22 protein-coding genes are annotated in these 25,911 nt (G+C 60.0%); 7 read left to right on the forward strand and 15 right to left on the reverse strand.

What is annotated here, in order from left to right:
* Positions 1-17: 17 nt before the first annotated feature.
* Both BSU04_RS14285 and BSU04_RS14290 read right to left on the reverse strand, forming a co-directional pair.
* The gene (locus tag BSU04_RS14285) at positions 18-2,027 is read right to left on the reverse strand and encodes a bifunctional DedA family/phosphatase PAP2 family protein (RefSeq protein ID WP_089161198.1); all 2,010 of its coding nucleotides are present in this window, start codon (positions 2,025-2,027) and stop codon (positions 18-20) included.
* A 370-nt stretch (positions 2,028-2,397) separates the two neighbouring features.
* A complete protein-coding gene (locus BSU04_RS14290; RefSeq protein ID WP_089161199.1) occupies positions 2,398-3,006 on the reverse strand; it encodes a J domain-containing protein in 609 nt (202 codons plus the stop codon).
* 198 nt (positions 3,007-3,204) lie between these two features.
* On the opposite strand from BSU04_RS14290, the gene BSU04_RS14295 reads away from it, so the two are divergent.
* Both BSU04_RS14295 and BSU04_RS14300 read left to right on the forward strand, forming a co-directional pair.
* Positions 3,205-3,687, forward strand: coding sequence for a DUF2934 domain-containing protein (locus tag BSU04_RS14295; RefSeq protein WP_089161200.1), 483 nt, complete (start codon positions 3,205-3,207; stop codon positions 3,685-3,687).
* Between the two features lie 740 nt (positions 3,688-4,427).
* On the forward strand, positions 4,428-5,162 hold the full coding sequence (locus tag BSU04_RS14300; protein ID WP_256982719.1) for an H-NS histone family protein: 735 nt from the start codon (positions 4,428-4,430) through the stop codon (positions 5,160-5,162).
* Positions 5,163-5,483: 321 nt separating this feature from the next.
* On the opposite strand, the gene BSU04_RS14305 is transcribed toward BSU04_RS14300, so the two are convergent.
* The 9 genes from BSU04_RS14305 to BSU04_RS14345 form a co-directional block, all read right to left on the reverse strand.
* Positions 5,484-5,846, reverse strand: a complete 363-nt coding sequence (locus tag BSU04_RS14305) for a hypothetical protein (RefSeq protein ID WP_089161202.1) — start codon at positions 5,844-5,846, stop codon at positions 5,484-5,486.
* A gap of 369 nt (positions 5,847-6,215) precedes the next feature.
* The gene (locus BSU04_RS14310) at positions 6,216-6,500 is read right to left on the reverse strand and encodes a hypothetical protein (RefSeq protein ID WP_256982721.1); all 285 of its coding nucleotides are present in this window, start codon (positions 6,498-6,500) and stop codon (positions 6,216-6,218) included.
* 107 nt (positions 6,501-6,607) lie between these two features.
* Positions 6,608-7,669, reverse strand: coding sequence for a DMT family transporter (locus tag BSU04_RS14315; protein WP_089161203.1), 1,062 nt, complete (start codon positions 7,667-7,669; stop codon positions 6,608-6,610).
* Between the two features lie 131 nt (positions 7,670-7,800).
* On the reverse strand, positions 7,801-9,147 hold the full coding sequence (locus BSU04_RS14320; RefSeq protein WP_089161204.1) for a BatD family protein: 1,347 nt from the start codon (positions 9,145-9,147) through the stop codon (positions 7,801-7,803).
* Complete coding sequence (locus BSU04_RS14325) at positions 9,144-10,733, reverse strand: VWA domain-containing protein (protein WP_089161205.1); 1,590 nt, start codon at positions 10,731-10,733, stop codon at positions 9,144-9,146. Before BSU04_RS14325 ends, BSU04_RS14320 begins: the two co-directional genes overlap by 4 nt.
* On the reverse strand, positions 10,723-11,763 hold the full coding sequence (locus BSU04_RS14330; RefSeq protein ID WP_089161206.1) for a vWA domain-containing protein: 1,041 nt from the start codon (positions 11,761-11,763) through the stop codon (positions 10,723-10,725). Before BSU04_RS14330 ends, BSU04_RS14325 begins: the two co-directional genes overlap by 11 nt.
* Positions 11,750-12,277 carry a DUF4381 domain-containing protein gene (locus BSU04_RS14335; RefSeq protein WP_089161207.1) on the reverse strand — a complete coding sequence of 176 codons (528 nt, stop codon included), beginning with the start codon at positions 12,275-12,277 and terminating at the stop codon, positions 11,750-11,752. Before BSU04_RS14335 ends, BSU04_RS14330 begins: the two co-directional genes overlap by 14 nt.
* Positions 12,274-13,236 carry a DUF58 domain-containing protein gene (locus BSU04_RS14340; protein ID WP_089161208.1) on the reverse strand — a complete coding sequence of 321 codons (963 nt, stop codon included), beginning with the start codon at positions 13,234-13,236 and terminating at the stop codon, positions 12,274-12,276. Before BSU04_RS14340 ends, BSU04_RS14335 begins: the two co-directional genes overlap by 4 nt.
* A 47-nt stretch (positions 13,237-13,283) precedes the next feature.
* Positions 13,284-14,249 (reverse strand): AAA family ATPase, encoded by a 966-nt coding sequence (locus BSU04_RS14345; RefSeq protein ID WP_218827286.1) that lies wholly within the window; start codon positions 14,247-14,249, stop codon positions 13,284-13,286.
* 459 nt (positions 14,250-14,708) lie between these two features.
* On the opposite strand from BSU04_RS14345, the gene BSU04_RS14350 reads away from it, so the two are divergent.
* The 4 genes from BSU04_RS14350 to BSU04_RS14365 all read left to right on the forward strand — a co-directional run bounded on the left by BSU04_RS14350 (position 14,709) and on the right by BSU04_RS14365 (position 21,562).
* Positions 14,709-15,962: a formylglycine-generating enzyme family protein gene (locus BSU04_RS14350; RefSeq protein WP_089161210.1), complete on the forward strand. Its 1,254-nt coding sequence runs from the start codon at positions 14,709-14,711 to the stop codon at positions 15,960-15,962.
* Positions 15,963-16,023: 61 nt separating this feature from the next.
* The gene (locus tag BSU04_RS14355; RefSeq protein WP_089161211.1) at positions 16,024-17,079 is read left to right on the forward strand and encodes an HAD family hydrolase; all 1,056 of its coding nucleotides are present in this window, start codon (positions 16,024-16,026) and stop codon (positions 17,077-17,079) included.
* A gap of 137 nt (positions 17,080-17,216) precedes the next feature.
* The gene (locus BSU04_RS14360) at positions 17,217-18,908 is read left to right on the forward strand and encodes an arylsulfatase (protein ID WP_089161212.1); all 1,692 of its coding nucleotides are present in this window, start codon (positions 17,217-17,219) and stop codon (positions 18,906-18,908) included.
* 65 nt (positions 18,909-18,973) lie between these two features.
* Positions 18,974-21,562 carry a fused MFS/spermidine synthase gene (locus BSU04_RS14365; RefSeq protein WP_144021237.1) on the forward strand — a complete coding sequence of 863 codons (2,589 nt, stop codon included), beginning with the start codon at positions 18,974-18,976 and terminating at the stop codon, positions 21,560-21,562.
* A 267-nt stretch (positions 21,563-21,829) separates the two neighbouring features.
* On the opposite strand, the gene BSU04_RS14370 is transcribed toward BSU04_RS14365, so the two are convergent.
* Complete coding sequence (locus tag BSU04_RS14370) at positions 21,830-22,228, reverse strand: hypothetical protein (RefSeq protein ID WP_256982725.1); 399 nt, start codon at positions 22,226-22,228, stop codon at positions 21,830-21,832.
* A 269-nt stretch (positions 22,229-22,497) separates the two neighbouring features.
* Between BSU04_RS14370 and BSU04_RS46430 the strand changes: the two genes are divergently transcribed.
* Positions 22,498-23,406, forward strand: coding sequence for a hypothetical protein (locus BSU04_RS46430; protein ID WP_179258319.1), 909 nt, complete (start codon positions 22,498-22,500; stop codon positions 23,404-23,406).
* Positions 23,407-23,408: 2 nt separating this feature from the next.
* Here BSU04_RS46430 and BSU04_RS14395 read toward each other — a convergent pair whose 3' ends face one another.
* From BSU04_RS14395 to BSU04_RS14405, 3 genes are read right to left on the reverse strand one after another with little or no spacing between them, the layout of a single operon-like run.
* Positions 23,409-24,236 carry a DUF2092 domain-containing protein gene (locus BSU04_RS14395; RefSeq protein WP_144021239.1) on the reverse strand — a complete coding sequence of 276 codons (828 nt, stop codon included), beginning with the start codon at positions 24,234-24,236 and terminating at the stop codon, positions 23,409-23,411.
* 9 nt (positions 24,237-24,245) lie between these two features.
* Positions 24,246-25,220: a SphA family protein gene (locus BSU04_RS14400; protein WP_089161218.1), complete on the reverse strand. Its 975-nt coding sequence runs from the start codon at positions 25,218-25,220 to the stop codon at positions 24,246-24,248.
* Positions 25,221-25,254: 34 nt separating this feature from the next.
* A complete protein-coding gene (locus BSU04_RS14405) occupies positions 25,255-25,707 on the reverse strand; it encodes a glycine zipper domain-containing protein (RefSeq protein WP_256982726.1) in 453 nt (150 codons plus the stop codon).
* Positions 25,708-25,911: the final 204 nt, after the last annotated feature.

The following is a 25,911-nucleotide window of genomic DNA, read 5'->3' on the forward strand; positions in this document are numbered from 1 at the left end:
TGAGTGCCGGATCGACGTCATTGCCCCTCGGATTCCACCAGCGTCACCGGAATGCCCCCGCAGCCCGCGCTTCTCGCCACTTCCAGGCCCCGCCACGGCGACACCTCCCCACTGGCTGCAATCATCGGCTCGATTCGCTTGTCCGGACGCAACACGTTGAACGGCCATGACGGCCGCAGCAACCGCTCGTGGACGAGCGAGCCGAGCCAGATAGGTGTGGGCAACAGCGCGCCCCGATGCGACACCGCATACTGCGTCGGCCAGAATCGCAAGACATCGCGTTCGTCCGCGCTCATGTGAGCGCGCGTAAATACCAGCACCGATGGTTCGCCATTGTTCAACCTCGGCAACACGGGAAGCGCCGTAGCCGCCACATCCGGGGAAACGAGAGACAAGATGCTATGCGCTGATAAACGCGACCCTTCGGTCCACCCCCGGCGCTCCAATTGAGCCCTGATCTCCCCCGCTGTTGCTGTCCATTGAATGGTGATGGGTTCGAGCCGGTCACCGTCCATGCTTGACCGATAGCAAGAAAAGGTCCGCCACACGGTATCTGTCCATTCCAACGGCGTCACCACGATAGCCGGCGGGGTCGGTTCGACCGCCATCGCGTCAAGGCTCGTCCGGAACTGCAACGCGACGCTCACGCATACAACCACGAGGACGGTGACCGGCATCATGGCCCGAGGTGCCGGTTTCGCGGGGTATCGCCACACGGCGGTAAGCGCAACGAGAAAGACCCAGGTAGCGGCGAGTGCGGCGCCGCCGATGGCATCGGAGAAAGTGAAGTGGCCGAAATACAGTCCCGAGAAAGCGACCGAAACCAGCACGGCGATAGTCGCCATCGCGACGAATACCCTCGTCACCGCCCCCACCCGGCGCGCCAGCAAGAACGAGAGGAAGCCGTAGATCACCACACTGGCAGCGACGTGATTGCTCGGGAACGCGCGCAAGCTGGACGCCACCGCGCCCGGAAGCGGGCGCTGGATCGTGATCTGGATTGCCAGGATCAACAGCTGGGAAAACACGACAGCGGTCAGCCAGTACGCAACCGTGCGCCAGCGGCGTTCAACCGCCATCCATAGGACGACCAGCACCGTGAGGGCGCCGAGTGTCGGCACGCTGCCCAGCGTGCCGAGCACAGCCAGGACTGCGTCGCCCCATGACGATCGGTATGACTGCAGGAAGCGATAAACCGACACATCGACTTGGACCAGCGGGTCGCCGTGCGAGACGCCGTGCAGCGTGGAAAAAAACACGGTGGCTGACGCGAGCAGCAGCACGGAGATCACGGCAATAAGCGCAGCCGCCTGATGCTTGGGGTCAAGGATACCGAGCACTGCCCGGCCAATTGCGCCAGGGTGATGACGCGCCCAACGTAGCAGATTTCGACGCGAGGAGTCCGTCCATGCCCGTGCGTGCGACACGACAAGGCTTGTCAGCCTGAACGTCAGCCAGGTCGCGGCAACGAGGATGGCGAGCACGGCGACGAGCCGGAAGGACACGGCGCCCGCCAGTTCGATCGATGCCCCGAAGACAACCCCCGGAAGGATATGCACGGGCGCCCAGACGAGCGCCGAGATGATGTTGATGACCAGGAATCGCACCGGCCGCATTCCCATCATGCCCGCCACGACGGGAACGACCGCGCGCAGCGGTGCAATAAAGCGCGCGAAGATCACGCTTTTTGCCCCGTGCGCCTCGAAGTAGCGCTGCCCCGCCGTCAGCATGCCGGGATGCGTGCGGAACGGCCACAACTTCGCGATGGTTTCCTTGTGGCTGCAGCCGAACCAGTAGCTTGCGGCATCGCCTGCCACAGCCCCGGTGAGGGCGCAGGCGAAGACCCAGCCGAGATTCAGCGAACCGGTGCCGACCAGCGCGCCTGCCACGAACATGGCGGTGCTGCCCGGAACAAACGTGCCGATAAACGCAATGGATTCAAAAAACGCTGCAAGCAAAACGACCGTGAGAGCCCATGCAGGATGCCCCGAAAGCAGATGCAGCAATTTGAAGTAGGCATGCTCCATCGGCGTCTCCGGACCGTTCTTTCCTTTCAGCTGATTTTAAGACTGTTCCCGCGAGGCTAGAAGCAATGTTAAATCTCGCTGTACCGCCTGCATGGCGGGGGTTTGAATGGCGAGTATGTTCCTGCGAAGCTGTTATTGCGCCGATCCCGTTCGCCCGCCTTCTCTGACTCGGAGCGCGTGACATAGGGACGACCGCGCCCTGGGTCATGGTGGTCCAGCCTCCCTGACGCGTGAAAGGCGCCGACCGGGCTACGACCGGGCCGGACGCATGCCAACGCATCACCGTTTAAGCTTTAAGGTGAGTTTCGAGAACCCTGACGGCTTTGATCAAGAGAAGGTAGCAAGACTGCGACCTGCCATGCGCGAGCGCTCACGAGCGCAGCACGTTCCAGAAGGGCAACCAGATATCGGAAAACGACCGCACCCGATCCGCAGGTGCCGGGTCCTCTTCTTGCTGTCTATGTTCTTGCTGCATAGTGTGCGTATCGGGAGAGGCCTTCTCTGGCTCGGCCGATTCAGCCTCGGCCTGTCTGGACGCGTGCAGCGCCAGGGCGCTATCGGCGATACGACACGCAAGGTCGTCGCTGCACTCATGGGCCAGCAACACGCCACGGACGACGTCGCGGTTATAGCCCTGCGTCGCGAAGCGCATCGCGAGCGCGACGCGGCCGGCGTATTGCGCTTCCTGCGCGGCACGCAACGCTGCCTCGCGTTCAGCTTGCTCCTGTTCCTCACGCAGCCGCTGCGCTTCCTGCCGCCTCATTTCCTCAGCAAAAACGGAATCGTAGACCTGCCTTTGCGCGGGATCGGACAGAATTGCGTAAGCATGTCGAATGTCGAGAAAAGCGGCTCGTGCAGCATGCTCCTGACCGACATTGCGATCCGGATGCCAACGCATGACCGCCTTCCGGTAAGCCCGTTTTATCTCTTCGGCCGTCGCATTTTCCAGGACGGACAAGGTGTCATACAAGGTTGTCATCGCGATACCTCAAACTTATCCGCGAGACATCCTAGCACGGGAAAAAAGACATTTTTATAGCGTGGCAAGATCTAACTGCGCATTGTGCCCAGATCGATCCCAAACTCAATCAGTGCGCTCAATGCGCCCTCCGCCCGTTCACATGCGGAGTGACGCTCCTGTAACATAAACGTTCGAATACGCGAAACGGTTAATGGAATGCACAACAAATCTTTGGAAGAGAAGCTTCGTTTGCACGCATACCATCTATGGGAAGCGGACGGTCGTCCTGAAGGACGGTCTACGGAGTATTGGGAGAAAGCACGCGTCTTGCTGGAGCATGAGCTAGCCCCTGTCATACCGCCCCATGAAGCAAACGAAGCGGACGCGGTCACCGCGAAGCCCGCAAAGAAACCGGTCAAGCCGAAGTCAAAAGCGACGCCCGCTGGAGAGGACAGCGTCAAAGTACCGAAGGCCAAGCCCAAAGCTGACGCAAAGCCTGACGTCAAGGTTGCTCGCAAAACCGCGACCAAGACACCAGCCAAACCCAAGACTGCCGACACCGACGTAGCGTCGAAAAAGCCAAAGACCGCCGCTAAGTCGGCGGCCAAGCCGAAGGCAATCGCTGAGGTTGTGGAGAAACCAGCTAAGAAACCCGCGGTCAAAGTCGCAGCAAAGGTTTCGAAGACCTCGAAGAAGTAACGCGGGGCGCCGTATTTTTGCTTGCGTAATCCGGGCTCATATGAGGTCACGCGGTAGTTTTTTTATCGCCGGATAGTGCATTGGCGAATCATGGTTCTGTTCATATTTTTGTGGAGCGCGTATGCGAAGTTTCCTCGCGGTCGTCTTGTTGGCCGCTGCAGCGAGCGCCGCCATTCCCACGGTGGCTGACGCTCGGCCCCGGCAGGAATGCCGGCGCGTCTGGGTCCACGGTCATTACGTGCGGCGCTGCCGTCCATTGCCCCCGCCGAGACACCATCATCATCGCCCGCCGCCGCGTCATCGGCCGCCGCCTCACCGGTATTAGAGGTCGTCAGTGAGCGACACAGCAGTAACGGCTTACCGATCGAACAGATCGAAGCCGTTAATCGGCACCTCTCGATCAAAGTACTTCTACTACTTCTCCATGCGTGCGGCGGGTCATTGGCAGGATCATGGCAGCCGGACGTTCTCCTCCGCTACCCTTGGGATCGATAGATCATTCTCCCGGCGTTTCCCAAACCTGCATCGATAACCTATGCATTTACATCCGAGCCCGACCGATGTCGGAATCGTGCGACTGAATAACGCAGCGGAGAGTGGCAAAGACCAGCGCTTCTGTGATTTTTTAGTGGGCCGCAAACCAGGTGGATCTAACCCTAAGCATTCAATACGCGAAGCCTAAAAGGCTGGTCTTTTTGTCATGGATTGAAACAAACTGTATTAAGAGATGCGAGTCTTTAATGCCTGGTCCTATTGCCCGCTTCCGAAATCGGAGAACGCATGGCATAGTGCGGGCAATCACTCTTAAGGAAACCATAATGCCGACTCTGGAACAGATTCAAGCCAAGCTGAAAAAGCTGCAGGCGCAAGCGGAAGCAATGATCGCAAAGCGTGCGCAATCCGTACTCGACGACATCCGCAAGCTAATGGAAAAGCACGGACTGACCACTGCTGATATTGATGCGCATTCATCCACGAAGAAGCCGCGCGGCCGGCCTGCAGGTAAAACATCCAAGCTTGGCGCCAAGGTGAAAGCAGCTGCAAAGCCAAAGTTGCCTGCCAAATATCGCAACCCCAAGACCGGTGAAACGTGGAGTGGTTGGGCTCGGCCGCCGCTTTGGATCAAGGACGTCAAGGACCGTACGAAATTCCTGATCGATGGCCACAGTGACAGCCAAGCCGTTGTAACGAGCGAGACAAAACCTGCAAGCAAAAAGGCAGCAAAGAAAGTGACGGCTAAATCGCTAAGCGCAAAGGCGCCAGCAAAAAAAGCCACTGCTAAGAAAGCGTCGGCCAAGAGCGCGACCGTAGCGAATGTTCCCGCGAAAAAAGCAGCCGCCAAGAAAGCGCCCGCGAAACGAATGTTCGCCAAGAAGGCTTCCGCAGCGAAGAAATCTCCAACGTCCGCTAGCAAGACGACCCCTGCAGCTAGCCAGGATTCCGCATCGGCCGTAGCGGTTACGCCTTCGGTTTAAAGAAAAGCCAGAGCGGCCCCTCATTAATGACCGAGGGGCTCGCTAAGCTTGAGTGTTTTGGGTTCCATTTCGATTTTCCGTCTGGCTCGGTTCAGCCGCAACCGCCCTGGAAAATTTGACCGAGCTTGTGAGAAAAATAGAGAAGCTTTACCGGAATCTGCAGCACGCGGGTCGACGTGACGCGCTCGCTCCGCGTGCCCTGTCTGGGATAAGCACCTGACGCAGCCAATCACGTTCGGCGTATGTTTGATTGCAGACAAAGCATCCGAAGAGTACAACGCGTCAGAAGCCAGTCCATCAGACTACTGGTCGCGTCTCGTCCTAGCCACGACCACCGCCGTGGCCTCCACCGTGGCCGCCGCCGCCCTGCCACTGTCCACCCCCACCGCCGTGCCCGTAGCCGCCGCCGTGGCCGTAACCGCCGTGATAGCCGCCGCCATATCCGTGGTTCCAACCATGCCAGTTCACGCCATGGTTGTAGTAGTGGCCACCGTACCAGCCGCCTCCGCCCCCGCCGACGTAGATTCCACCGCCGTAAACAGCCGGATAACCAGAGTAATACGGCCCCGCATAACCCGTTGCATAGGGGTCGCCATATCCGTCGTATCCATAGCCGTAACCTGGCGCGACAGCACAACCGCCTAGACAGGCAACAAGGGCGAATAGTGCAATTGGTTTAAGCATGTGATCTTCTCCCGCGCTTCTTAAGTAGGAGCCGAGGAGCCTTGCTTAGTTCAAGCGCAATTGTGTCTCTGGATTACAGAGCGAAGCGCGTGGCGGGAAGATATCGTCGGCTAAATCCGCACACAGGTAATGCTGGTATCGCTGGTGATGCTCCTCGTCTTTCTGTCACGTACCATATTCAAGGTTCGTATTCTGGCCGGAAACTTTCGCGTCGTCCTGCACCAGGTCGATGCCGTCGATGCAAATAAACGCAACACAGCCGGTTCCTAAGTCGCGAAACCGACGCGGTAAGCGAACAGCTACGACAACCACGCCGAGGACAACCGAGGACTATTCCCGGCGTCCGGCGCATGCTGGCACGACGTTGCCCTACTGCACGTTCGTTGCGACATTGTTGGAACCGTTCGTCGGCATCGCGCTCATGTCGGCACTATTTTGCATCGCCGGGCTTTGCATATTGCCGGGCATGGAACTTGTTGGCATGGAAACCGGATCGCCCCAGTGTGTCATTCCAGCCGTTGCCGCGCCGTGCGCATTACCGCCGCCCGAGCCGCCGTTCCCGTTGCCGCCACCCTGCGCGAATACTGTCGCCGAACCGCACAGGAGCGCCACCGACACGCCCGCCAACATCGCTTTCCGCATTGCCTTGTTCATGGTGTTTCTCCGTTAGCCGCGAATGCTGAATTGCGTCGCGTCAAGGCTATATACGGGGCTGGCGGGGCACTGGATGCAATGGATGCCTAATCGAAGAAATCCGCTGCTCAATGAATATGGCGATGGTGAATATCCGGGAAATGTCCATGGGTGTGCGTCACCGGCACGTGTCGATGCGCATGGGTGTGGGGCTCCTCTCCATCCCACTTGAAATCGTGTGTGTGTTGATGATGCTCGTCATGACGATGCCGGTGATTGTGGTCCATCAACACATGCGTATGCGCGTGCTCGTGGCGCTCACGAATATGCAGCCACACGCCGAGCACCATCAATGCGGCGGCCACCCAAAACAGCGGCCCCGGCATTTCCGGCCACAGGATCAGCGAAAGCGTCACGCCGAATAGCGGCGCGACTGAAAAGTAAGCGCCGGTGCGCGCGGTGCCGAGATTGCGCAACGCGACAACGAACAGAACCAGACTGACGCCGTATCCAGCCAGTCCAGTGAACATGGCCGCCGCCGTCCAGACCATACCGGGAAGATGCGCACCGAGCAAAAGGGCAATGCAAAGATTCACCGATCCGGCGATCAGCCCCTTCAAGCAGGCAATCACCATGGCGTCATTCGTCGATACCTTGCGCGTCAGGTTGTTATCGATCGCCCAGCACGCACACGCGGCGGCGACCAGCAGCGCGCCGGCGGATACACCGGCCGCGCCCGGCTGCCATGAGAGCGCCACGCCGCCGGCAACAATTGCCACCATGCCGAGAAAAATCTGCGCATCCACATTCTCACGAAACACGACCCACGCAATCACCGCCGTGAATACGCCTTCAAGATTCAGCAATAGCGAACTCGTCGCAGCTGGCGTGGTGCTCAAGCCGAACATCAGCAACACCGGCCCCGCAATACCGCCAGCGACAATTGCGCCGAGCAACCAGGGCACCTCGGCCAACTGAATCCGGCTTTCGTTAGCGCGCTCTTTTTTGGACTGCCTGACGCGCTGGAAGACGATAGCGACGAGAAGGCCTACGCCGCTGCCCAAATAGAACAAGCCTGCGACCGTGAACGGCGACATCGTGCCAAGAAGGGTCTTGGCAAGCGGGGTTGTTGCACCAAAGAGCGCGGCCGCGAGAAGCGCCGTGAACGCAGCGTTGTAGCGTGCAGACATGGATTTTCCTGACTCCGGATTTAGCTACGATTCTAAAGAAAGTTATAGAACCCTGTCCGCGTGGTTCTCGCGCGCTTGCGGCCGACCAGTACGGCGATTCTTAGCGAACCACCGGGTCGGCGCCAAAGCATTTAATACTGGTTTAGCGGTGGAAGCGGCGACTGTGCCTTGCGTTTTTTGCGAGCACGCCTGACCGCCTTGCGCAGCGCGCTCTCTGCCTTGTTCCAGTCAAGCTTAGCGTCGGGCGTGTCCGAATAATGTGTAGCGACTGTGTCTGCTAACGCCTGAAGTCCAGGATCGGCGGAAGAATGGAAGTCATCCACTCGCGCGGGATGCTTGAAATTGGGGCTCTTGTCCATCCATCGATATAGCGCCGGAATAATACGCGGCAAAGGACCCTTGCTCGCAGCCGCACGCAAAACCCGCCACGCCGGCGCTTCTCCTTCGGCATAACGGCTCCGCGCAGTGACGAGAGCACGCTTAGCGAGCTTGTAGCGAGTCGCCAGCCTGGGATACGCCCAGATCAGAGCAAGCCCCAAGGCCAAAGTCATGGCAGCAATCAGCGCTCGCGAGCGGTCGATAACAATGATCCGATGAGCACCGCCTTTGGACAACGCATCGAGAGGAATATCAAAGAGCGGTTTTTCGCTGGCAGCCGCCGCCGAAAAACTTACGGCGGGCAGCACGATTTTTTCTCTTCTTTTCGTCGCCGTGTTCCACCATTCAATGGTCACCGGCGGAAGTTTGAATCTTCCGCTGCGATTGACGACGTATGTCACCGTGTCCGTGCGTTCACCCGCAACCAACCCTGCCCGATCCTGCATGATGTTCTTCGTACCGGCTGGTTTCGGGTAGCGTTTAAGCCCTTCCACGTCGCCGAAATTGACGGGCGGAATCAACATCGACTCGGCTCCGGTTGCGGTTTGCGTAATGGTGCGGGTCAGCGCTCCGCCGACCTTGAGATCATCGGGCGAGGGTTCGATCGTTTGCTTTGCGCCAAGCTTTTGCGTCGGAAAGAAAACGCTCATGCCTTCGGCGCCGGCGGGAACCGTAGCAACGAGTCTTAGCGCCGGGGTCACTAGCGAGGCCGCCGCAGCGTTCGTGCCGCCTGGATGCACCGTGATAGGAAACGAGGGAATCTCGAACGCTCCCCCCGTTTGAGGGATGACTCGATACACCCTGCTCACGCCAAACCAGCTCACGCCGTTGATGACTTCATGCAGATTTTCGGCTTGCTCATCCGGCAAATTGACGATTGCACCCGGCACCGTGAACAGCGGCCAGTCCGGCGCCTCGGTGAACCAGGTTGTCGTCAGGCAATCCACAATGAGTTTGACTTCGGTTCCCGCCACGACCGTCCCCGCCGGCTCGATATGCGCGCGCACCAGAAGCTGCGGCGCGCCTTGCGCTGCGGCTGAGCCTGACGTGGTGAACACCAGGAACATCAAGATCAATAGAACGAACCCACGTGCTTTCATGGCGCACCCGCACTATTTTCGTCCGACTCCTGTTCGAATCGCCGATGTAAAAATGCAGCGGGCGACGTACTCAGGTTGCGCATCCATACGTCCTCGGACGGTTCCATAATGATCGTACTTTGTTCGATCTTGCCCTTCTTTTTTTCTATTTTCACCTCGTCCGACTCTTCATCCTCCTCGTCCTTTTGAGGTTCCTGCTTAGGTTGCGCGATCAGTTTCCTCATCAGGTCCCGGTTGATCACTGCTTCGCGCAAACCGGGTTGAAGCGCCAGTGCATTATCGAAGGCCTTGATGGCGGACGGGTAGTCTTCAAGATGCGCGAGCGTATTACCCATGTAGAAGTAAGCCTGCGCCGTCTTAAGGCGTGAGAACGCTTCCAGCGCACCGGCATAATCTCCAGCGAGGTACGACGCGCGACCTTTCCAAAGCGGGTCATCAAAACGTTGTGCCGCGGCATTGAAGTCACCGCGCTCGAACTGCCAGCGGCCTTGCTGATCGTGTGTGGCAAACAGATCCAGCCAGTTCCATGCAGCCGCTTGCGCCTCCCTGGGCGTCGCGCTGAAGGCCAGCGCAATCAGGACAACAGGCAGCCATTTCACGGTCCACCCCTTGCGAAAAGACCAAAGCCCGAGCAACAATAGCGGCAGCACCAGCCAGTAGCCCGTCTCCTTCCAGCGAGGCGCACGTTTTGATTCATCCACCTCTGCCAGCCAGGTCTGCGCTCGGCGTTGAACCCACGCGACGTCATCGCCGTCTGCCCGCACACTGGCAAGCGGAATGCCGGCGTCATGCGCTACCTTTTGTATTTCATCGGCGTCGAAGGTGCCCATCAGCGGATGGCCTTCATCGTCCATCGCAATGGTTCCGTTCGGGCCGCGGATCGCGCCGCCGTTCTCCGTGCCGACAGCAAGCCACAGCAGTTGATGATGAGATTGTTTAGCCTTCTGTACGAATGCATCCGTCTGGTTCTGGTCGAACCCGTCGCTAATAAAAACGATGGTCCCGGCCACCGGGTCTTTCGCCAGAAGCTGCTCGGCAATGTCGAGACCCGCGCTCACGTTCTTGCCATCGTGGGGCATCAACGAGGGGCCAAGCGCCGGCAAGTACAGCTCGAGCATGGCCGGATCCTCGGTTGGCGGCACAACAAGGTGCGCTGTTGAGGCAAACACCACGAGCCCGGTTCGCGCTCCCTTGCGCGCAGCCGCCAGGTCCAGCACCTTTTGTTTGGCGCGTTCAAGACGCGTGGGCGCGACATCGGTTGCGTCCATCGAATGGGCGAGTTCAAGGACAATCACGAGCGGCGCCTTGTCCTGGTTAAACGGCGGGCGTTCCTGCTGCCACGTCGGACCAGCGACTGCGATTGCTCCCACGGCAACGAGCAGTGCCAGCGTGTGGACCGGTTGAATGCGGCGGCGCGCTGTATCGCCTACTATCAGATGTTCGAGCAGCAGAGGGTCGATGATGTTGCGCCAGCGAGCGCGGACGCTGTTGCGTCGAAACCAGAATACGGGCAACAGGACGGCTGGGACGAGCAACCATAACCATTGAGGCCGCAAAAAATGAAATGCGGTCAGGTCAATTTCCATGGCGCGCTCCGTCTATCTGCACGGTCTTTGGCCCTTGCTTTCGGCCCGGTGCGCGAAGCGCGGCGATCACCAATGCGAGGCAGTGATATAGCGTCAGTATCGACAGCGCAATGGCGAGCGGTATCCAGAAGAAATCTCGTTGCGGCCGATAAATTTCGCGCTTCACTTTCTCGGGCGTCATCTTGTCGAGTGTCGTGTAGACGTCGGCGAGTTCCTGCGGGTTGCCTAGCGCGTGGAATGCGCGTCCGCCGGTGATATCGGAGATTCGCTGCAACGCGTCCAGGTCGACCTTGTCTTCGCCCGTCGCACTCGGGTCTCCAATACCGACCGTATGAATCACCAGCTTGTTGTTCTTTGCAATGTCGGCGGCACGCTCGGGCGGGATGGCGCTGCTCGTGTCGTTGCCGTCGGTCAAGAGGATCAATACCTTCTCCTGAGCCGGCGAATTGTCCATGAGCTTCACGGTCAGGCCGATAGCGTCGCCTATTGCCGTGCGCGGACCCGCCATGCCGATCTGCATCTGGTTCAGCAGCAGAAGCACGCTGTCGTGATCGAGGGTGAGCGGCGCTTGCGGATAAGCCGCCTCGCCAAATACCACGACTCCGATGCGGTCACCTTTGCGCCTAGCCACGAAGTCCCTGACCACCTGTTTGACTGCCGTCAGCCGGTCCATTCGCTCGCCGGTTTGCGGGTTCACGAAGTCACGCGTGCTCATCGATTCAGACAGGTCGATCGCCAACATGAGATCGCGAGCGGGTTCGTCGCGTGTGACAGGCGGCTCGACGAACACAGGTTTTGCAGAGGCAGTAACGAGCAGGATCCATAGCACCGGCATCATCACCCGCTGTACTACGTTGCGGCGCAAACGGACGCCGCCCGGCGCCGGCTGCTCGCCTGCCGCTTGCGCCATTTCGTGGAAAAACGGCATGCGGATCGCCGATGTGGTTGCGCGCCACGCGGGTGCCAGCCACCACACGAAGGCAGGCAACGGCAGCAGCAGGAACATCCACGGGAAGTCAAATTTCCACATGATGGCGCTGGATCCAGTCGCGGGTGGCGCTTACCAGGGTCTCGACTTCGAGCGGTGTTATCGAGGCGATCTGTTCAGCGGGTGCGTAGCTCACGAGCGTCAGGAGCGCGCCGCTGCGTTCGTCGAATCGTCCTCGGGTGCGCTTGAGAAACGCGAGCCATTCATCACCGGTGAGCGCCGCAACACGTGCGCGCGGAGCCGCAGCGAGCGAGGTGCGTTTGATGAGCGACGGGATTGCGGCAAGCGCGACCGAACGACGTTGCGCATCGCTCAGGGCTACCTCGATTTCCGCCAACTCCGCCAGCGCCACTCGCCTGTAACGCGCCCTCTTATAACGATGCCAGGCCATCCAGCCGGCCCAAAGCACGGCCACGATCAGCAAGACCGCAACCGCCGCCCATCCGATGGTTTGCGGCACCCACGACACCGCCTCGGGCAGCGCCAGCTCCTGCAGCGGCTTGAGCGCCGCCGGCGTATCGGCGGGTGCAAGTGAGGTCAAGGGCAAGGCATTCATAGGCCGCTGCCTGTCGTCGGCCTGACGCGTTCCCCGAACAGACGTCGAACCTGATCGACGGTGGGTTCATCGGTCGATAACGCCATCAGCGGCACACCACTCGATCGCAACAGGTCAGCCACCTCGGCGGTGCGGCCTTTGAACATGCTCGCGAGCGGCGCGCGGACCTTCTCCTGTTCGATGCGCAGTTCCACCTGAAGACGTCCTTCGCTGACCACCAGCGCACGGTGCTCGGGCATTCGCTGCCAGAGGGGGTCGAAGACCATCGCGGCGATGACGTCGTTGTGTTTGGATAGCTGGCGCAACAGCATGCGCGTACGCTCGCTCGCACCGGCAAAATCGCTCACGATACAGATAAGGTAGTCGTGTCCTGCAAGCTGCAGCACACCTTGAAGCGCGGTATCGAGCTGACCGTAGTTCGTTCTGGACGCGCTCTCGGCATGCAACGCGGTGTTCATCCCCGCGAGCGCACCGAACAGCACCTTGATCCGGCTGCGGCTGCGCAATGGCCTTACGCGGACAACGTGATCGTCGTCGAAGATCACGCCGCCCACTCGATCGCCCGCGGCGAAGCCCATCCACACCGCGAGTGCCGCGGCCTCCGCCGCCACCACCGACTTGAACGCGCGGCTCGACCCGAAAAACATGCTCATGCGCTGATCGACGACCACAAGAAGCGGGCGGTCCCGCTCTTCGGTGTACGCGCGAATCTGCGGCTTGCCGAGGCGCAACGAAACCTTCCAGTCGATGTGACGAATATCGTCGCCGGGAAGGTAGCCACGAATCTCTTCGAAGTTAAGGCCGCGGCCGCGCAACCGCGACGCATGATTGCCCGACAAGATGCTCGATAACGGCGCAGGCGCGACGAAGCTCAATCCCCGCGCACGAAATTCGAGCTTGGCGAGATGCGCCGCGTCGACATACACGCGGCCTATAGCAGCTTCGGATGCCACGGCCATTGATCGTCCTCTTGGCGTTGGGCGCAAGCTTGCGCGCAATTAGCGCGCTAAGCCGGCACGGCAACCTTTTCGATCAGGCGATCGATCACCTGGTCCGCACTGATGTTGTCCGCGTTGGCATCGTATGAAAGTATCAGCCGATGCCGCAGCACGGGATGGATAACGGCCCGCACATCGTCGGGCGTCACGAAACTGCGGTCCTGAAGCCATGCCTGCACGCGGCTGGCACGATCAAGCCCGATCGCGCCACGCGGACTCGCACCAATTTCGATCCACTTGCCCAGGTCCGCGTCGATCTCGCCGCCATGCCGCGTCGCATTGACCAGCGACACGATGTATTCATCGATAGCAGGGGCCACCACGATTTGCCGGACAGCCTGGCGCACCGCGAAAATGACATCCTGTGAAAGGGCATCGGTCACTTGAGGCGCGTCGTTGCTTTCACGTCGAAGCATTCGCAACATCGCTCGCTCGCTTTCCGGCGACGGGTAGGTAATCAGGACCTTGAAAAGAAACCGGTCCATTTGCGCCTCGGGCAATGGATAGGTCCCTTCCTGTTCAATCGGATTTTGCGTGGCCATCACCAGGAACAAATCCGGCATCTTGTGCGTTTTTCCGGCGACGGAAATCTGCCGTTCTTCCATTGCTTCGAGCAGAGCTGACTGAACCTTGGCGGGTGCGCGATTAATCTCGTCCGCGAGAATCAGGTTGCCGAAAATGGGGCCTGGCTGAAATGTCAGCGTTCGCTCCGTGCCTGATTGCAGCAGCGTTTCCGCACCCGTGATGTCGGACGGCAGCAGGTCGGGCGTGAACTGAATGCGGCTCATGGTTGCCGCCAGCCGCGTAGCAATGGCTTTGACCGTGCGGGTCTTTGCAAGCCCTGGCAGGCTCTCGAGCAGCACATGACCGTCCGCCAAAAGCGCGATCAGCACCTGCCGGACGACGGCTTCCTGGCCGACTATTGCTTCGTCGACGCTGGCTTCGAAGCGCAGGATAGTTTCACGCATGGCTATCGATCCGTTAACCGTTTCACTATTGGATACCCGGGCACTAACTCTGTTTGAGAAAGACCTTCGCGCAGACGTTAAAGCACACCACGCAGTTCGTCAAAGATTCAGTACCTCTTAAAAAATCATGGAAAAGTCGTAGAAAAGTTGTTGCCTGCTTCTAACAAATATGAGATTGGTGGCTACTATCGAAGGCTAAGTTACGCGTTTGTAAGACGCAATGGTGTGTTCCATGTGCGCGTGTAAAAACACGCCGCGGGGTAGCTGTTTGCGTCGCGATCATTCGAATTGACCGGTTGTCCGTGATGCCTGGGACACGGTCGATCGGATCACCGGAATAACGATAGATTCAATAGCGGGCATATGACGACAGCGTTTAGTCATACTTATTTTGTCTCGCTTAGCGGGAATTGAATATGTCGAAGATTCACGCACGACGCCCTGATCGGCGCGAGGTAACAGGCCATGAGTGTACAAAAGCGGTTATCCCCCAAAGCGGGTGAGACAAACAAAGACCCATCCAGCGCGCCGACGGGATCTGCAGCACGCGCTAAACCTTATCGGAAGTTACTGCTTTGGGGCGCGCTGCTGGTGATCCTGCCGGCTGCCGTGGGCGCCGCGGTGAGCTGGGCGGTTACTTCTCGTGCCACGCCCCATCAGCAGATCGTCTACGGCGACGGCACGCGGGGTCCGCTCGACATGGCCTGGGTACCGGCCGGCCAGTTTGAAATGGGAAGCGACTCCAAGCAGGCGCAGCCCAATGAGCGTCCGGCGCACAAGGTACGCGTGCACGGTTTCTGGATGGACCGTCACCACGTAACCAACGCTGAATTCGCCAAGTTCGTGGCCGCTACCGGCTACGTCACAACAGCAGAGAAGAAACCGGACTGGGAGTCGCTGAAAGTCCAGCTGCCGCCTGGCACGCCGCAACCGCCCGACAGCGCGATGGTGGCGGGCGCCATGGTTTTCGTAGGCACCACGCAACCGGTACCGCTGGAGGATTATTCGCGCTGGTGGCGTTATGTGCCCGGCGCGGACTGGCGCCACCCTACCGGTCCTGACAGCAACATAACCGGCAAGGACGACCATCCTGTTGTGCAGGTCTCGTATGAGGACGCGCAAGCGTACGCAAAGTGGGCAGGCAAGCGGCTGCCGACCGAAGCGGAATGGGAATTTGCAGCACGAGGCGGGCTCGATCAAGCCACCTATGCATGGGGTAATCAGTTCGCGCCGGACGGCAAGCAGATGGCCAATGTCTGGCAAGGCCAGCAGCCCCAGTCGTTTCCGGTCGTGAACCCCAAGGCCGGCGGGGCGCTCGGCACCAGCCCGGTCGGAACCTTCCCGGCCAACGGTTACGGGCTGTCGGATATGACCGGCAACGCGTGGCAGTGGGTGGCCGACTGGTATCGCGCGGATCAGTTCAGACGCGAGGCTTCGACGGGAAGCGTGATCGACAACCCGGCAGGCCCCACGGATTCCTGGGACCCGGCGGACGCAAGCGCGGGTGTACCCGTGCAGGCGCCCAAGCGTGTGACGCGCGGCGGCTCATTCCTCTGCAACGAGACTTACTGCCTGAGCTACCGGCCAAGCGCGCGGCGCGGTACCGATCCCTATAACAGCATGTCGCATCTCGGATTCAGGCTCGTGATGGACGAGAGCACGTGGGCAGACACGCACCGGCGGAAACAGCTTGCGCGCGCCGACGTGCCGGGCAAATAAGCCCGCATTCCGCACTCACTGGTTTTGATCATCGAATGGCGTTACTTGCGAGGAAGTCCTGATGCAGCTTTACAACCAACGCGACTGGTTAAGTCGCGCCTCTGTTCTCCTGGGCACCGCGCTGGTTGCCCTGTCACTTGCAGGCTGTGCCGGCGCGGGTAGCACAAGCGCGGCGCAGCCGGTGACGGCAGTCACGTCCGACGCATTGCCGTCCTGGCGTGACGGAACAGCAAAGCAGGCAATCATGACGTTCGTCGGCGGCGTCACTCGCGAGGGTTCGCCGAGCTTCGTCGCGCCCGCCGAGCGTATCGCCGTGTTCGATAACGACGGCACCTTGTGGAGCGAGCAGCCCCTGTATTTCCAGTTCCTCTTCATGCTCGATCAAGTCAAGGCTGCGGCGCCAAGCCATCCGGAATGGAAGAGTAACCCCGCCTTCAAGGCGCTGGTTGCCCACGACTACCCCGCCCTCGCAAGCCATGAAAAAGAGTTGCTGCAACTCGTGGCCGTCGCGAACAGCGGCATGACCGTCGACGAATACGACAAGACCATCCGCGACTGGCTGGCGACAGCACGGCACCCCAAATTCAAACGGCCGTACACCGGGCTTGTGTATCAGCCACAGCTGGAACTACTCGCTTATCTGCGCGCGAACGGCTTCAAGACGTTCATCGTTTCAGGGGGCACGATCGAATTCATGCGTCCGTGGACCGAGAAGGTCTACGGGATTCCGCCCGAGCAGGTGATCGGTTCAAGTCAGGTTGTGCGGTACGAGCTGCGTGATGGTCAGCCCACACTTACGCGCTTGCCGAAGATCGATTTCGTCGATGACGGCCCGGGCAAGCCTGTCGGCATCTATCGAAACATCGGTCGCAAACCCATTCTTGCGTTCGGCAATTCGGACGGTGATTTGCAAATGCTCCAGTACACGGCTTCAGGCAGTGGCCCGCATCTCGCGCTGCTGGTCCACCACGACGACGCCGCCCGAGAATTCGCCTACGACCGTCAATCGAAGATCGGCAAGCTGGATAAAGCGTGGGACGAAGCTGTTGCCGACGGATGGACCGTGGTGAGCATGAAAGATGACTGGCAAACGATCTATCCCGGATCAAAGCCTTAAGCGGCAAAAATGCGGCAAACGAGCAGCACGAGAGAAACATCGAATTTGCAATGTACTTGCGGTTCGAGAGCAAGCCAATCCGCATTGCCCTGACAGGGTAGCGCGGAGACTGGAATCAATGTCATTGGAGCAACACGATGAGACCTTTGTTTAAGAAAGGGCGTTACGCAGCGGCAGCGTCAGTGATCGCCCTCGCTGTGATTTGTGCTTTGATCATCCCGCCGACCAATGCACCGGCTCAAACGCAAGGTGCGGTTAAACCCGCTACGCCCGCAGCAACGAGTGCAGCCAAACCCGCTAACCAGAATAGCGCCAAGCCGAACATCCTCGTCATTTTCGGCGACGATATCGGCCAGTCGAATATCAGTGCTTATACGCACGGTCTGGTGGGTTACAAGACGCCGAACATCGACAGCATCGCGGCAGACGGGATGATGTTCACGGACTACTATGCGGAAAATAGCTGTACCGCAGGCCGCTCGTCGTTCATCACCGGCCAGGTGCCGCTGCGCACCGGGCTGTCCAAGGTCGGTGCGCCGGGTGCGCCCGTTGGTCTGCAAAAAGGTGACATGACCATTGCGCAGGCACTCAAACCGCTCGGGTATGCGACTGGCCAATTCGGCAAGAACCACCTCGGCGACCGGAACGAATACCTGCCGACCAATCATGGCTTCGACGAGTTCTACGGCAACCTCTATCACCTGAATGCCGAGGAAGAACCCGAGCGGCCATATTGGCCAAAAGACAAAAATAACCCATATGTGAAGAACTTTTCGCCACGCGGTGTGATTCACAGCACGGCTGACGGCAAGATTGAAGATACCGGTCCGCTTAACGCGAAGCGGATGGAAACCATCGACGATGAAACCGGCGCCAAGGCGGCCGACTTCATCACCAAGCAAGCCAAGGCCGGCACACCCTTCTTCGTGTGGATGAACTTCACGCGCATGCATGTGTATACGCACGTGCGCCCCGAGTTCAGAGGCAAGAGCGGCATGCCCGGCAATGAATACGCCGACGGCATGTGGGAGCACGACCAGGATGTCGGCAAGTTGCTCAAGCTGCTCGACGACCTGAAGATTGCAAAGAACACCATCGTGATCTACACGACGGACAATGGACCGAACATGTTCTCCTGGCCCGACGCAGCCATGACGCCATTCCGAAGCGAAAAGGACTCCAACTGGGAGGGTGCGTTCCGCGTTCCCGCGATGGTGCGCTGGCCTGGCGTGATCAAGCCGGGTGAGGTGTCGAACGAACTGTTCTCCGGGCTTGACTGGTTCCCGACGCTGCTCGCCGCAGCGGGTGACAGTGGCGTGAAGGATCGGCTGCTTAAGGGGTGGGCGCCGAAAGCGGGCGGCACCAGCTTCAAGGATCACCTCGACGGCTACAACCAGCTACCGTATCTGACAGGCAAGGAGCCCAAGAGCGCGCGCACCGAGTTCTATTACTTCGACGACGACGGTCAACTGGTCGCCATGCGCTGGGAGCAGGACAATATGGCCTGGAAGGCGGTTTTCTGCGAACAGCGTGCACAGGGCAACCTGAATATCTGGGAGAACCCCTTCACCTGCCTGCGTTTACCGAAGATCTTCAACCTGCGGATGGACCCTTACGAGCGAGCGGATATTACTTCGGATCAATACAGCGACTGGCTTGCGAAGAACGTCTACCTCACTGCTATCGCGACTATGAAGGCATCGACGTTCCTTCAGACCTTCGTCAATTATCCGCCTAGCCAGAGACCGGCGAGCTTCAGCGTCGATGCAGTCCGGCGGCAGGTGGACAAGAAGATCGACGAGTCGTTCAAGAAGCGCGGGCTGGAGTAAGCCGTCCCCATGTCGCGTCCGCCGGGTTCACAGCCGGAGGACGCGGCTTCTTTTTTGAAGAACCCATGACTCAGACGCTCGCTACTCGTGCCAAAGCGACGCATCGCGATAAACGCGAGCGTACGCAACGTGAGACCCGGACGCATGAGAGCACGCAACCGCTCGTGCCTGATGCCCCGGGTTTGCACGCCGCGTGGCCGGCATTGCTTCTGCTCGCGTCGGGAGCAGCCTCGCTGATCTATCAGGTCTTGTGGATCAAGCAACTCACGCTCGTGGTAGGCGCCGCGGTACTGGCGGTGACGACTGGCGTCAGTGCTTTTTTTGCTGGCCTTGCGTTAGGCGGGTGGTTGTTTGGACGGCTCGCCGATCGCCAGCAACATCCGCTGCGTGTCTATGCAAGCCTGGAAATCGGCGTGTCGATATTGGCCGTCGGCGCAACGCTCGGTCTCTCTCACGCAGCTCAGCCGTTCGCGGCGCTGCAAGATCATGTCGGCGCGCTGGCCTGGCTCCTACCTTTTGCGCTGGTCGGTATGCCCGCCGTCCTGATGGGCGGCACACTGCCGGTCCTGATGCGCGCGGTGGCGCCGTTAGCCGCGCATATCGGCCGTGCCGGTGGTCGTTTGTATGCGGCCAATACCGCTGGGGCGATCGCTGGAACGCTGGCCGCCCCGTTTGTCCTGATTCCCGCGTTCGGCGTGTTGGGCAGTGCCCTCGCCGCCGCCACGTTGAATGCTGCCGCAGCGTTGATCGCGCTGTTTCTCGGCCGCCGCTTGCATGCGCCTCTTCTCGTTGCGACCTCGCAGGCGTCAGCGACACCAGCCGCGAGTCGCGCCCGGCTCGCCCTCGTGTTGTATGCGCTAGCCGGTGGTATCGCACTGGGCTACGAGGTCGTGTGGTCGCAAGCGATCGTCCAGTTCATCAGCACGCGGAGCTTCGCCTTCTCGATCGTGCTGGCCACCTACTTGTGCGGTCTCGTGCTTGGCAGCACCCTGGTGTCGCGTCATGTCGACCGCGCACGTGACCCGTGGGGAGCGTTCGCGCTGCTGATCGCAGCGGCGGGTCTTGTTGCGCTGCTGGAGATTGCCTTCCTCGGCGAATGGTTGCTGCAAGGACAAGCACAGGTAGCCAGCACGGTCTTCGCCGCAACAGGAAACATGTTCGCCGCCATGTGCGCGCGCTTCGCGCTTGCCGGTCTCTGCATCGTCTTCGTGCCGACGTTGTTGCTGGGTGCCGCGTTCCCCTTCGCAATCCGTCTTGGTGTGAACAACAGCCGCGTAGGACGCGATGTCGGTATCGTCATTGCGATGAACACAGCGGGCGGCATAGCGGGCACGATGCTCGCCGGTTTCGTCCTGGTGCCGAAGCTAGGCATCGTTCATGCGCTTGCGGCGCTGGCCCTCGCGGCGAGCGTAGTGGGATTAGTGGCAGTCTATCGCGGTTCCGGCGCACGTTTGTTCGCGCGCGGGAGCGTACTTGCCCTTGCCGCATGCGCACTATGCGCCGCAGTGTTCACGCCTTCCGACAGGCTCGCCACGATGCTCACCAAAGCCCGTGGCGGCGACCTCACCTTCTATGCCGAAAGCGAAGGGGGGACGGTTGCAGTCGTTGCGCAAAGGTCCGGCGAGAATCGTTTTAACCGCCTGTACATTCAGGGCGTATCCAATTCCGGCGACGCCATGACGTCGCTGCGATACATGCGCTTGCAAGCCATGCTGCCGCTGATCATTCATCGCGGCACGCCGCGCTCGGCGCTGGTGATCGGGTTGGGGACTGGCATCACCGGAGGCGCGTTGTTGCCTTATCCCGGTCTCGAACACCGCGTTGTTGCCGAATTGCTTCCCGCTGTGGTGCGTGCGGTGCCGCAATTCAAGGGGAACTATGGCGTGAGCACGGACCCTCGCATGGAGATCCGGCTGCACGACGGGCGGCGCGAACTGCTGCGCAACCCACAGCGCTACGACCTGATCACGCTGGAACCGCCACCGCCGTCGGCTGCTGGTGTCGTCAACTTGTACTCGTCGGATTTCTATAGGTTGGCGGCGTCGCGCCTGCAACCGGGTGGGCTCGTCGCACAATGGCTGCCGCTGCCGACACAAAACGAAGAGGACACGCGTGCGTTGATCAAGAGCTTCGTACAAGTGTTTCCCTACGCGACGATGTGGACCACCGAACTGCACGAGATGATGCTGGTAGGTTCAATGGAACCGATCGAACTCGACGTGCCGCGTATCCGCGAACGCTTCGAACAACCGGGCGTTGCTGCGGCATTGCGCGAAGTGGGTATTGCGTCCCCGGCCGCGCTGCTTGCCACATGGATAACGGATCGCGCCGGCCTCGAGTACTACGCCGCCGATGCGCAACCTGTGACCGACAATCGGCCGGGCATCGAATACGCTGCGTGGGTGCGCAGTGCCGACTTCCCCAAGGTATTGAATCAGCTGCTGGCTCTGCGCAGCGAGCCCCCGCTAAAGGGCGCGGATAACGCGTTCGTGGAGGCCATGCAAACCGAACGCGGCACGTTGCAGGCCTTCTACGATGCGGGGCTGGCGGCTTATCGCGGAGATCAAGACTCGTGGCAGGAAAATATACGCCGGGTCATGCGCGACGACGAAAGCAATCCGTACTACCGGTGGTTTGTCGGTGCAGCCGGTTAAGCGTTACCGGAAGGGCTCAGACTTTGATCACACGGTTGCGCGTAAGTCTTGCGTCCCGGTGTCAGGTGAATGGCCGGCCGGGATTGTGCGTGCGCCGGCCCGGGGCACGTGCAAGCTCCCCGGCCGGCCGCGGCAACTACTGTGCGGGTGCGTTCACGTTCGTTCTCGTCAGGTTTCCAGTCGCATGCGCCGATGCTTTAATACAACCTGCTGGACCATGTGACCGGCTCCCGCTCGAAGGAATCGGATGAATCGACCGGATGGCGGTCATGCGCACTCGCGCTCCCGCTCCTGATGACGCACACGCAGCGCATGCGAATGGACTTTCGCGCGCTCAACCGCAACCAGTTCTCGCTTGCCTTTCAAGGTTGCGCTTTTGAACCGCGGGTCGCCCATCGCGGCGACGTACTTGTCCCATCGATACTTCTGATAGCGACGGAAAAAATCCGGCCCGGGCAGACCGTTGTCGCAGGCAAGCAGCACACCGTAGTCAATATCGGGACCATCGTTGAGTTCCCGCAGAGCGGCATCGAGCACCTCATATCGCCGGGTCAAAGGAACCGTGCGTTCAAACAGGACATGGAAACGTTTATACGGTAATACCGTACTTTGCAGCGCGGCCCGTTCAAGTGCTCGGATGACAAGGGGCAGCGGATTTGGGTCCATACGAGTCTCCGGTTGAACAACATTCATCATTACGCACGACCGGCTTGAACATGAATTGCGTTGCGCCCGGCACGTCCGATTGAGGTAAAAATTTGCGCGCGTGGACTGGGTCCACGATCGCGCCATCTTGTTTCAACCCATTTTTTCAGTGAAAACTTCAACGGCCTGACATGCCGCTGACCATCGCCAACATTGCCAATTCGAAAAGCACTCGCTGCGCAAGCGTGCTGCAATTGAGCTTGATCGAGCTTGATCGAGCTTGATCGAGCTTGATCGAGCCGATGAGCGTGCGAACCATGGAAAGCGTCGCAGTGCGCACGATCAGGAATGACCTTTTCCACTCCGCCCAAATGCCTGCTTCGAGAGAAGCCAGCCCAACCGGCGTCGCGTACTTAGCGAACCCGCTGGGCCATCGACGCACGTCATCTGGGCGCCGTGACAACAACGTATTGCACCTGAGTTCCAACGTATTGCGGCTGATACCAGTTCGGCCCGCATTGCTGGTAAGCAATGCCGTTCACCACGATGCTCGAGCAGTTCGGCGGCAACGCTGCGACCGTCGCACCGACAACCACCGCCGTCGTTACGCCAACCGCTACGCCCACTGCCACCGGGTTCGGATACCAATCATCATCGTGGTGATGATGATCATCGTGGTGATGATGATCATCGTCGTGGTGGTGATCGTCGTCGTGGTGGTCGTCGCCACCGCCGTCGTGGTGGTCGCCTCCACCGCCGTCGTGGTGGTCGCCGCCGCCGTTGTGACTGCCGCCACCGTTGTGATCGCCGCCACCGTTGTGATCGCCGCCGCCGTTGTGATCGCCGCCACCGTTGTGGCCGCCGCCATTGCCACCACCATTGCCGCCGCCGTTGTGACCGCCGCTGTTGCCACCACCGCTATGACCGCCGCCGCCACTGTAACCACCGCCTCCGTTACTGCCATGGCCCACGCCACCGCCGGGATGCGCACCCATCTGTTGGCCGCCGCCCGGCCCACCAGGCCGGAAACCACCGCCGCCACCGCCTCCGCCTCCGCCTCCGCCGCCATGAAAACCGCCTCCTGGCGGCGCGTGAATACTCGTGCGCGCACCGCCGCGGAAACCAAACGCGTGAACGCTCAACGACGTCGCGAGAAAGACACCGGCAATACCGGCAGCCGCAAGTTGTTTGGTGCGTGACATCATTCGCTCTCCTCATACGGCGTACGCGTAGCAGGCTTCAGCTCGATCGCTTTCGCATTCGCCGCAGGCCGGAAAGTAAAGGTCGACGCTGGAAACTCGGGGTTGAGTTTCCAGTGATAGGTCACGACGTGTCGTGGACGTTCGTCCTGGGTTGTATCGACAATTTCCATGCGACACGGCAACTGACGTGTTCCGCTCTGAATCCAAAGCTCCCAGTCGGCTCCGTCCTGCTGATACGCGTAGTGATTGCACCAGCGCGTATCCACGCGCTCCAGCCCGATGAAAAGCGCCGACGTCAATGTGACCTCATCGACCTTGCCGTTGCCCCAGTAAAACAAATCTGCAAGCGGGGTATCGATGTTGTAAGTCGTTGATAACTCACGCACCAGCAGATCGATCGTGGCCGGCGCGGGGTTCTTCGAGTAGTAGCCATCGGACGTATTGAAGATGGTGAAAGTCCTGCCGTCGTAGATCAGCCCTTTGGTACCGCGACTTCCGGTGATATCCGCCCGCATACGATTGGGCCGCTCCACCTTCAGGTCCGTTTCATGAAGAAACGCGACGGTTTGTCCGCTGTCAAGCACGGCATCGGTAGCAGATGTAGTAGTCACATCGAAGCGGCTCAGCGAGCGTAGATAACGTCCCATGGATGACAACGCGTCGATGGCCTGCTGCTGGCGCTCGGGTTGCGCAGCGGCCGGTGTGGACGCTGACGTGGCCGCTGCAGCGCTCGCGGGGTCTGGGCTTGTTTGCGCAAATGCATTGACTGCGCTGATCCCTAACGCGATAAGCACGCCGCGTATTGGTCGGTGAAAGTGTCTTGGCACGTCGCCCCCTTATTGAAAAGTGGCGCTGATTGAAAGTTCGACCGCATTTCCCTTCGGGCGGTTACGCACTGCAAATTCATTGACCCATCGCAACGAAGCCGACACGGGCGTGCTGCTCAGCTTCCCTGACCACGTCGCCATTGGGCCGATCCCGACAGAGTGGCCACTGGTGCCACCGGTCAGGTTGGCGAGACCGCCTGTGTCATCGCCGAGCTGCTGAATCCAGCCGCCGATCACACCAACACCCCATCCTCCCGTGAAGCGCTTGAGCGCAAGCAGGTCGAGCACGCTGATCGGGGCGTTGTGATAGTGCGTCTCGTTGTTCGTCGTATAGAACTCGACGCCGTAGTTCGCTGACAGTTCGACGTTGTGCTCGGGCAGGAGCTTCGTGTATGCAATGGTCGGGATGAACGTCCACGTGTTCAGCCCGGGGTTTGCCAGGCGGTTGACGTTATAAGCTCCAGTGGGCGCATACATCTGAACGCTCAAGGCGATATGGTCGGTCTTCGTGAGGTGATAGCCGGCGACCACCGGCGTGAAGAAGATGTCGGTGAACTGCGTGCCGCTGTCGTTAGGCAAACGGCCGTTGAACGACGAGAGGGACGTGTATTGAAACGGCACGCCAAACGACGAGGCAAAGTTCCACCCTCCAGCGGTGATGCCCCATGTCTTCACTGCATTGAGGATGGTGTACGAGATGTGATAATTGAGACCAGCAGACACCGTGTTGCCGACCGGAATTGTTTTGGATTTTCCGAACGAACCTTCGTAATAGATGGTCGAGACGGAAAAGATCCAATCATCGGTAGGTGGCACGATGCCGGCGTACGGCGCGATCTGCATACCGGTTAGTGGCCGTCCCAGACCACTTTCAGTTGCGCGGCCGGCAGTCGGAATGCCGAGTACTACAGTGGCGAATGCAACAGCCTTCAGCTCCCGCTGCCAGTTTTTTCGCACACTGGCCCTCGTGTCGTACATGTCCATGCTGGCTCCTTCGCGAAATGGTTTTCGCGGTCAATTACTGGACGGTGTAACCGCGCCCCTGCATGCATGCGCCGTACGCATGCCAGTACGTGTTCATCTCAGCTTGCTGGTTGGCTTGTGCGTTCTGCGCCTGGGCGGCGTGTTGCCGGCGGCTACGCACGCCGCCCACCACGGCCCCGGCTGTCGCACCAACGGCTGCGCCGTGTCCCGGATCGTTGTGGTTCACGTCACCAATGAGGGCGCCGGCCGCTGCGCCACGCGCAGCACCACCCACTCGCGCGCCAGTAGGTCCCTGCGGCGGCGGCGGTGTGCCCGCAACGACCGCCGGATCGATGCCCGTGTTTTGCTTGGCCCAGGCGTAGCAAGCACCGTCATCCTGCGACTGCTTGCTGGGGCTTTGCCCATGCGCCGGATACACAGCGGGCTTGGCTGCAAACGCAGCGCTGGCCGTCATGGCAAACGCTGCTGTCAAAAAAATTGCTTTCATACCGACCTCGATATCGATTAGTAAAACTTACATTCCAACGAATCCTGATCGATTCGATGTCAGCCTTGCCCGGCTTTCTTCGGCTTCACCAGTTGCCACGTTCCATCCAGCACCTTGGCGCCGGGTCCGTAGGCGCGCATGATCAGCGTGTAGGCGCTCGACGGCGCCGGCAACCAGTTCGCTTCTTTTCCTTTGCCGGCGACT

Source organism: Caballeronia sordidicola (assembly GCF_002220365.1).
Lineage (GTDB): Bacteria > Pseudomonadota > Gammaproteobacteria > Burkholderiales > Burkholderiaceae > Caballeronia > Caballeronia sordidicola_C.

Bases quoted from the DNA above. Each gene is read 5' to 3' on its own strand.
- BSU04_RS14285 (WP_089161198.1), bottom strand. From the start codon at position 2,027: ATGGAGCATGCCTACTTCAAATTGCTGCATCTGCTTTCGGGGCATCCT.
- BSU04_RS14290 (WP_089161199.1), bottom strand. From the start codon at position 3,006: ATGACAACCTTGTATGACACCTTGTCCGTCCTGGAAAATGCGACGGCC.
- BSU04_RS14295 (WP_089161200.1), top strand. From the start codon at position 3,205: ATGCACAACAAATCTTTGGAAGAGAAGCTTCGTTTGCACGCATACCAT.
- BSU04_RS14300 (WP_256982719.1), top strand. From the start codon at position 4,428: ATGCCTGGTCCTATTGCCCGCTTCCGAAATCGGAGAACGCATGGCATA.
- BSU04_RS14305 (WP_089161202.1), bottom strand. From the start codon at position 5,846: ATGCTTAAACCAATTGCACTATTCGCCCTTGTTGCCTGTCTAGGCGGT.
- BSU04_RS14310 (WP_256982721.1), bottom strand. From the start codon at position 6,500: ATGAACAAGGCAATGCGGAAAGCGATGTTGGCGGGCGTGTCGGTGGCG.
- BSU04_RS14315 (WP_089161203.1), bottom strand. From the start codon at position 7,669: ATGTCTGCACGCTACAACGCTGCGTTCACGGCGCTTCTCGCGGCCGCG.
- BSU04_RS14320 (WP_089161204.1), bottom strand. From the start codon at position 9,147: ATGAAAGCACGTGGGTTCGTTCTATTGATCTTGATGTTCCTGGTGTTC.
- BSU04_RS14325 (WP_089161205.1), bottom strand. From the start codon at position 10,733: ATGGAAATTGACCTGACCGCATTTCATTTTTTGCGGCCTCAATGGTTA.
- BSU04_RS14330 (WP_089161206.1), bottom strand. From the start codon at position 11,763: ATGTGGAAATTTGACTTCCCGTGGATGTTCCTGCTGCTGCCGTTGCCT.
- BSU04_RS14335 (WP_089161207.1), bottom strand. From the start codon at position 12,277: ATGAATGCCTTGCCCTTGACCTCACTTGCACCCGCCGATACGCCGGCG.
- BSU04_RS14340 (WP_089161208.1), bottom strand. From the start codon at position 13,236: ATGGCCGTGGCATCCGAAGCTGCTATAGGCCGCGTGTATGTCGACGCG.
- BSU04_RS14350 (WP_089161210.1), top strand. From the start codon at position 14,709: ATGAGTGTACAAAAGCGGTTATCCCCCAAAGCGGGTGAGACAAACAAA.
- BSU04_RS14355 (WP_089161211.1), top strand. From the start codon at position 16,024: ATGCAGCTTTACAACCAACGCGACTGGTTAAGTCGCGCCTCTGTTCTC.
- BSU04_RS14360 (WP_089161212.1), top strand. From the start codon at position 17,217: ATGAGACCTTTGTTTAAGAAAGGGCGTTACGCAGCGGCAGCGTCAGTG.
- BSU04_RS14365 (WP_144021237.1), top strand. From the start codon at position 18,974: ATGACTCAGACGCTCGCTACTCGTGCCAAAGCGACGCATCGCGATAAA.
- BSU04_RS14370 (WP_256982725.1), bottom strand. From the start codon at position 22,228: ATGGACCCAAATCCGCTGCCCCTTGTCATCCGAGCACTTGAACGGGCC.
- BSU04_RS14400 (WP_089161218.1), bottom strand. From the start codon at position 25,220: ATGGACATGTACGACACGAGGGCCAGTGTGCGAAAAAACTGGCAGCGG.
- BSU04_RS14405 (WP_256982726.1), bottom strand. From the start codon at position 25,707: ATGAAAGCAATTTTTTTGACAGCAGCGTTTGCCATGACGGCCAGCGCT.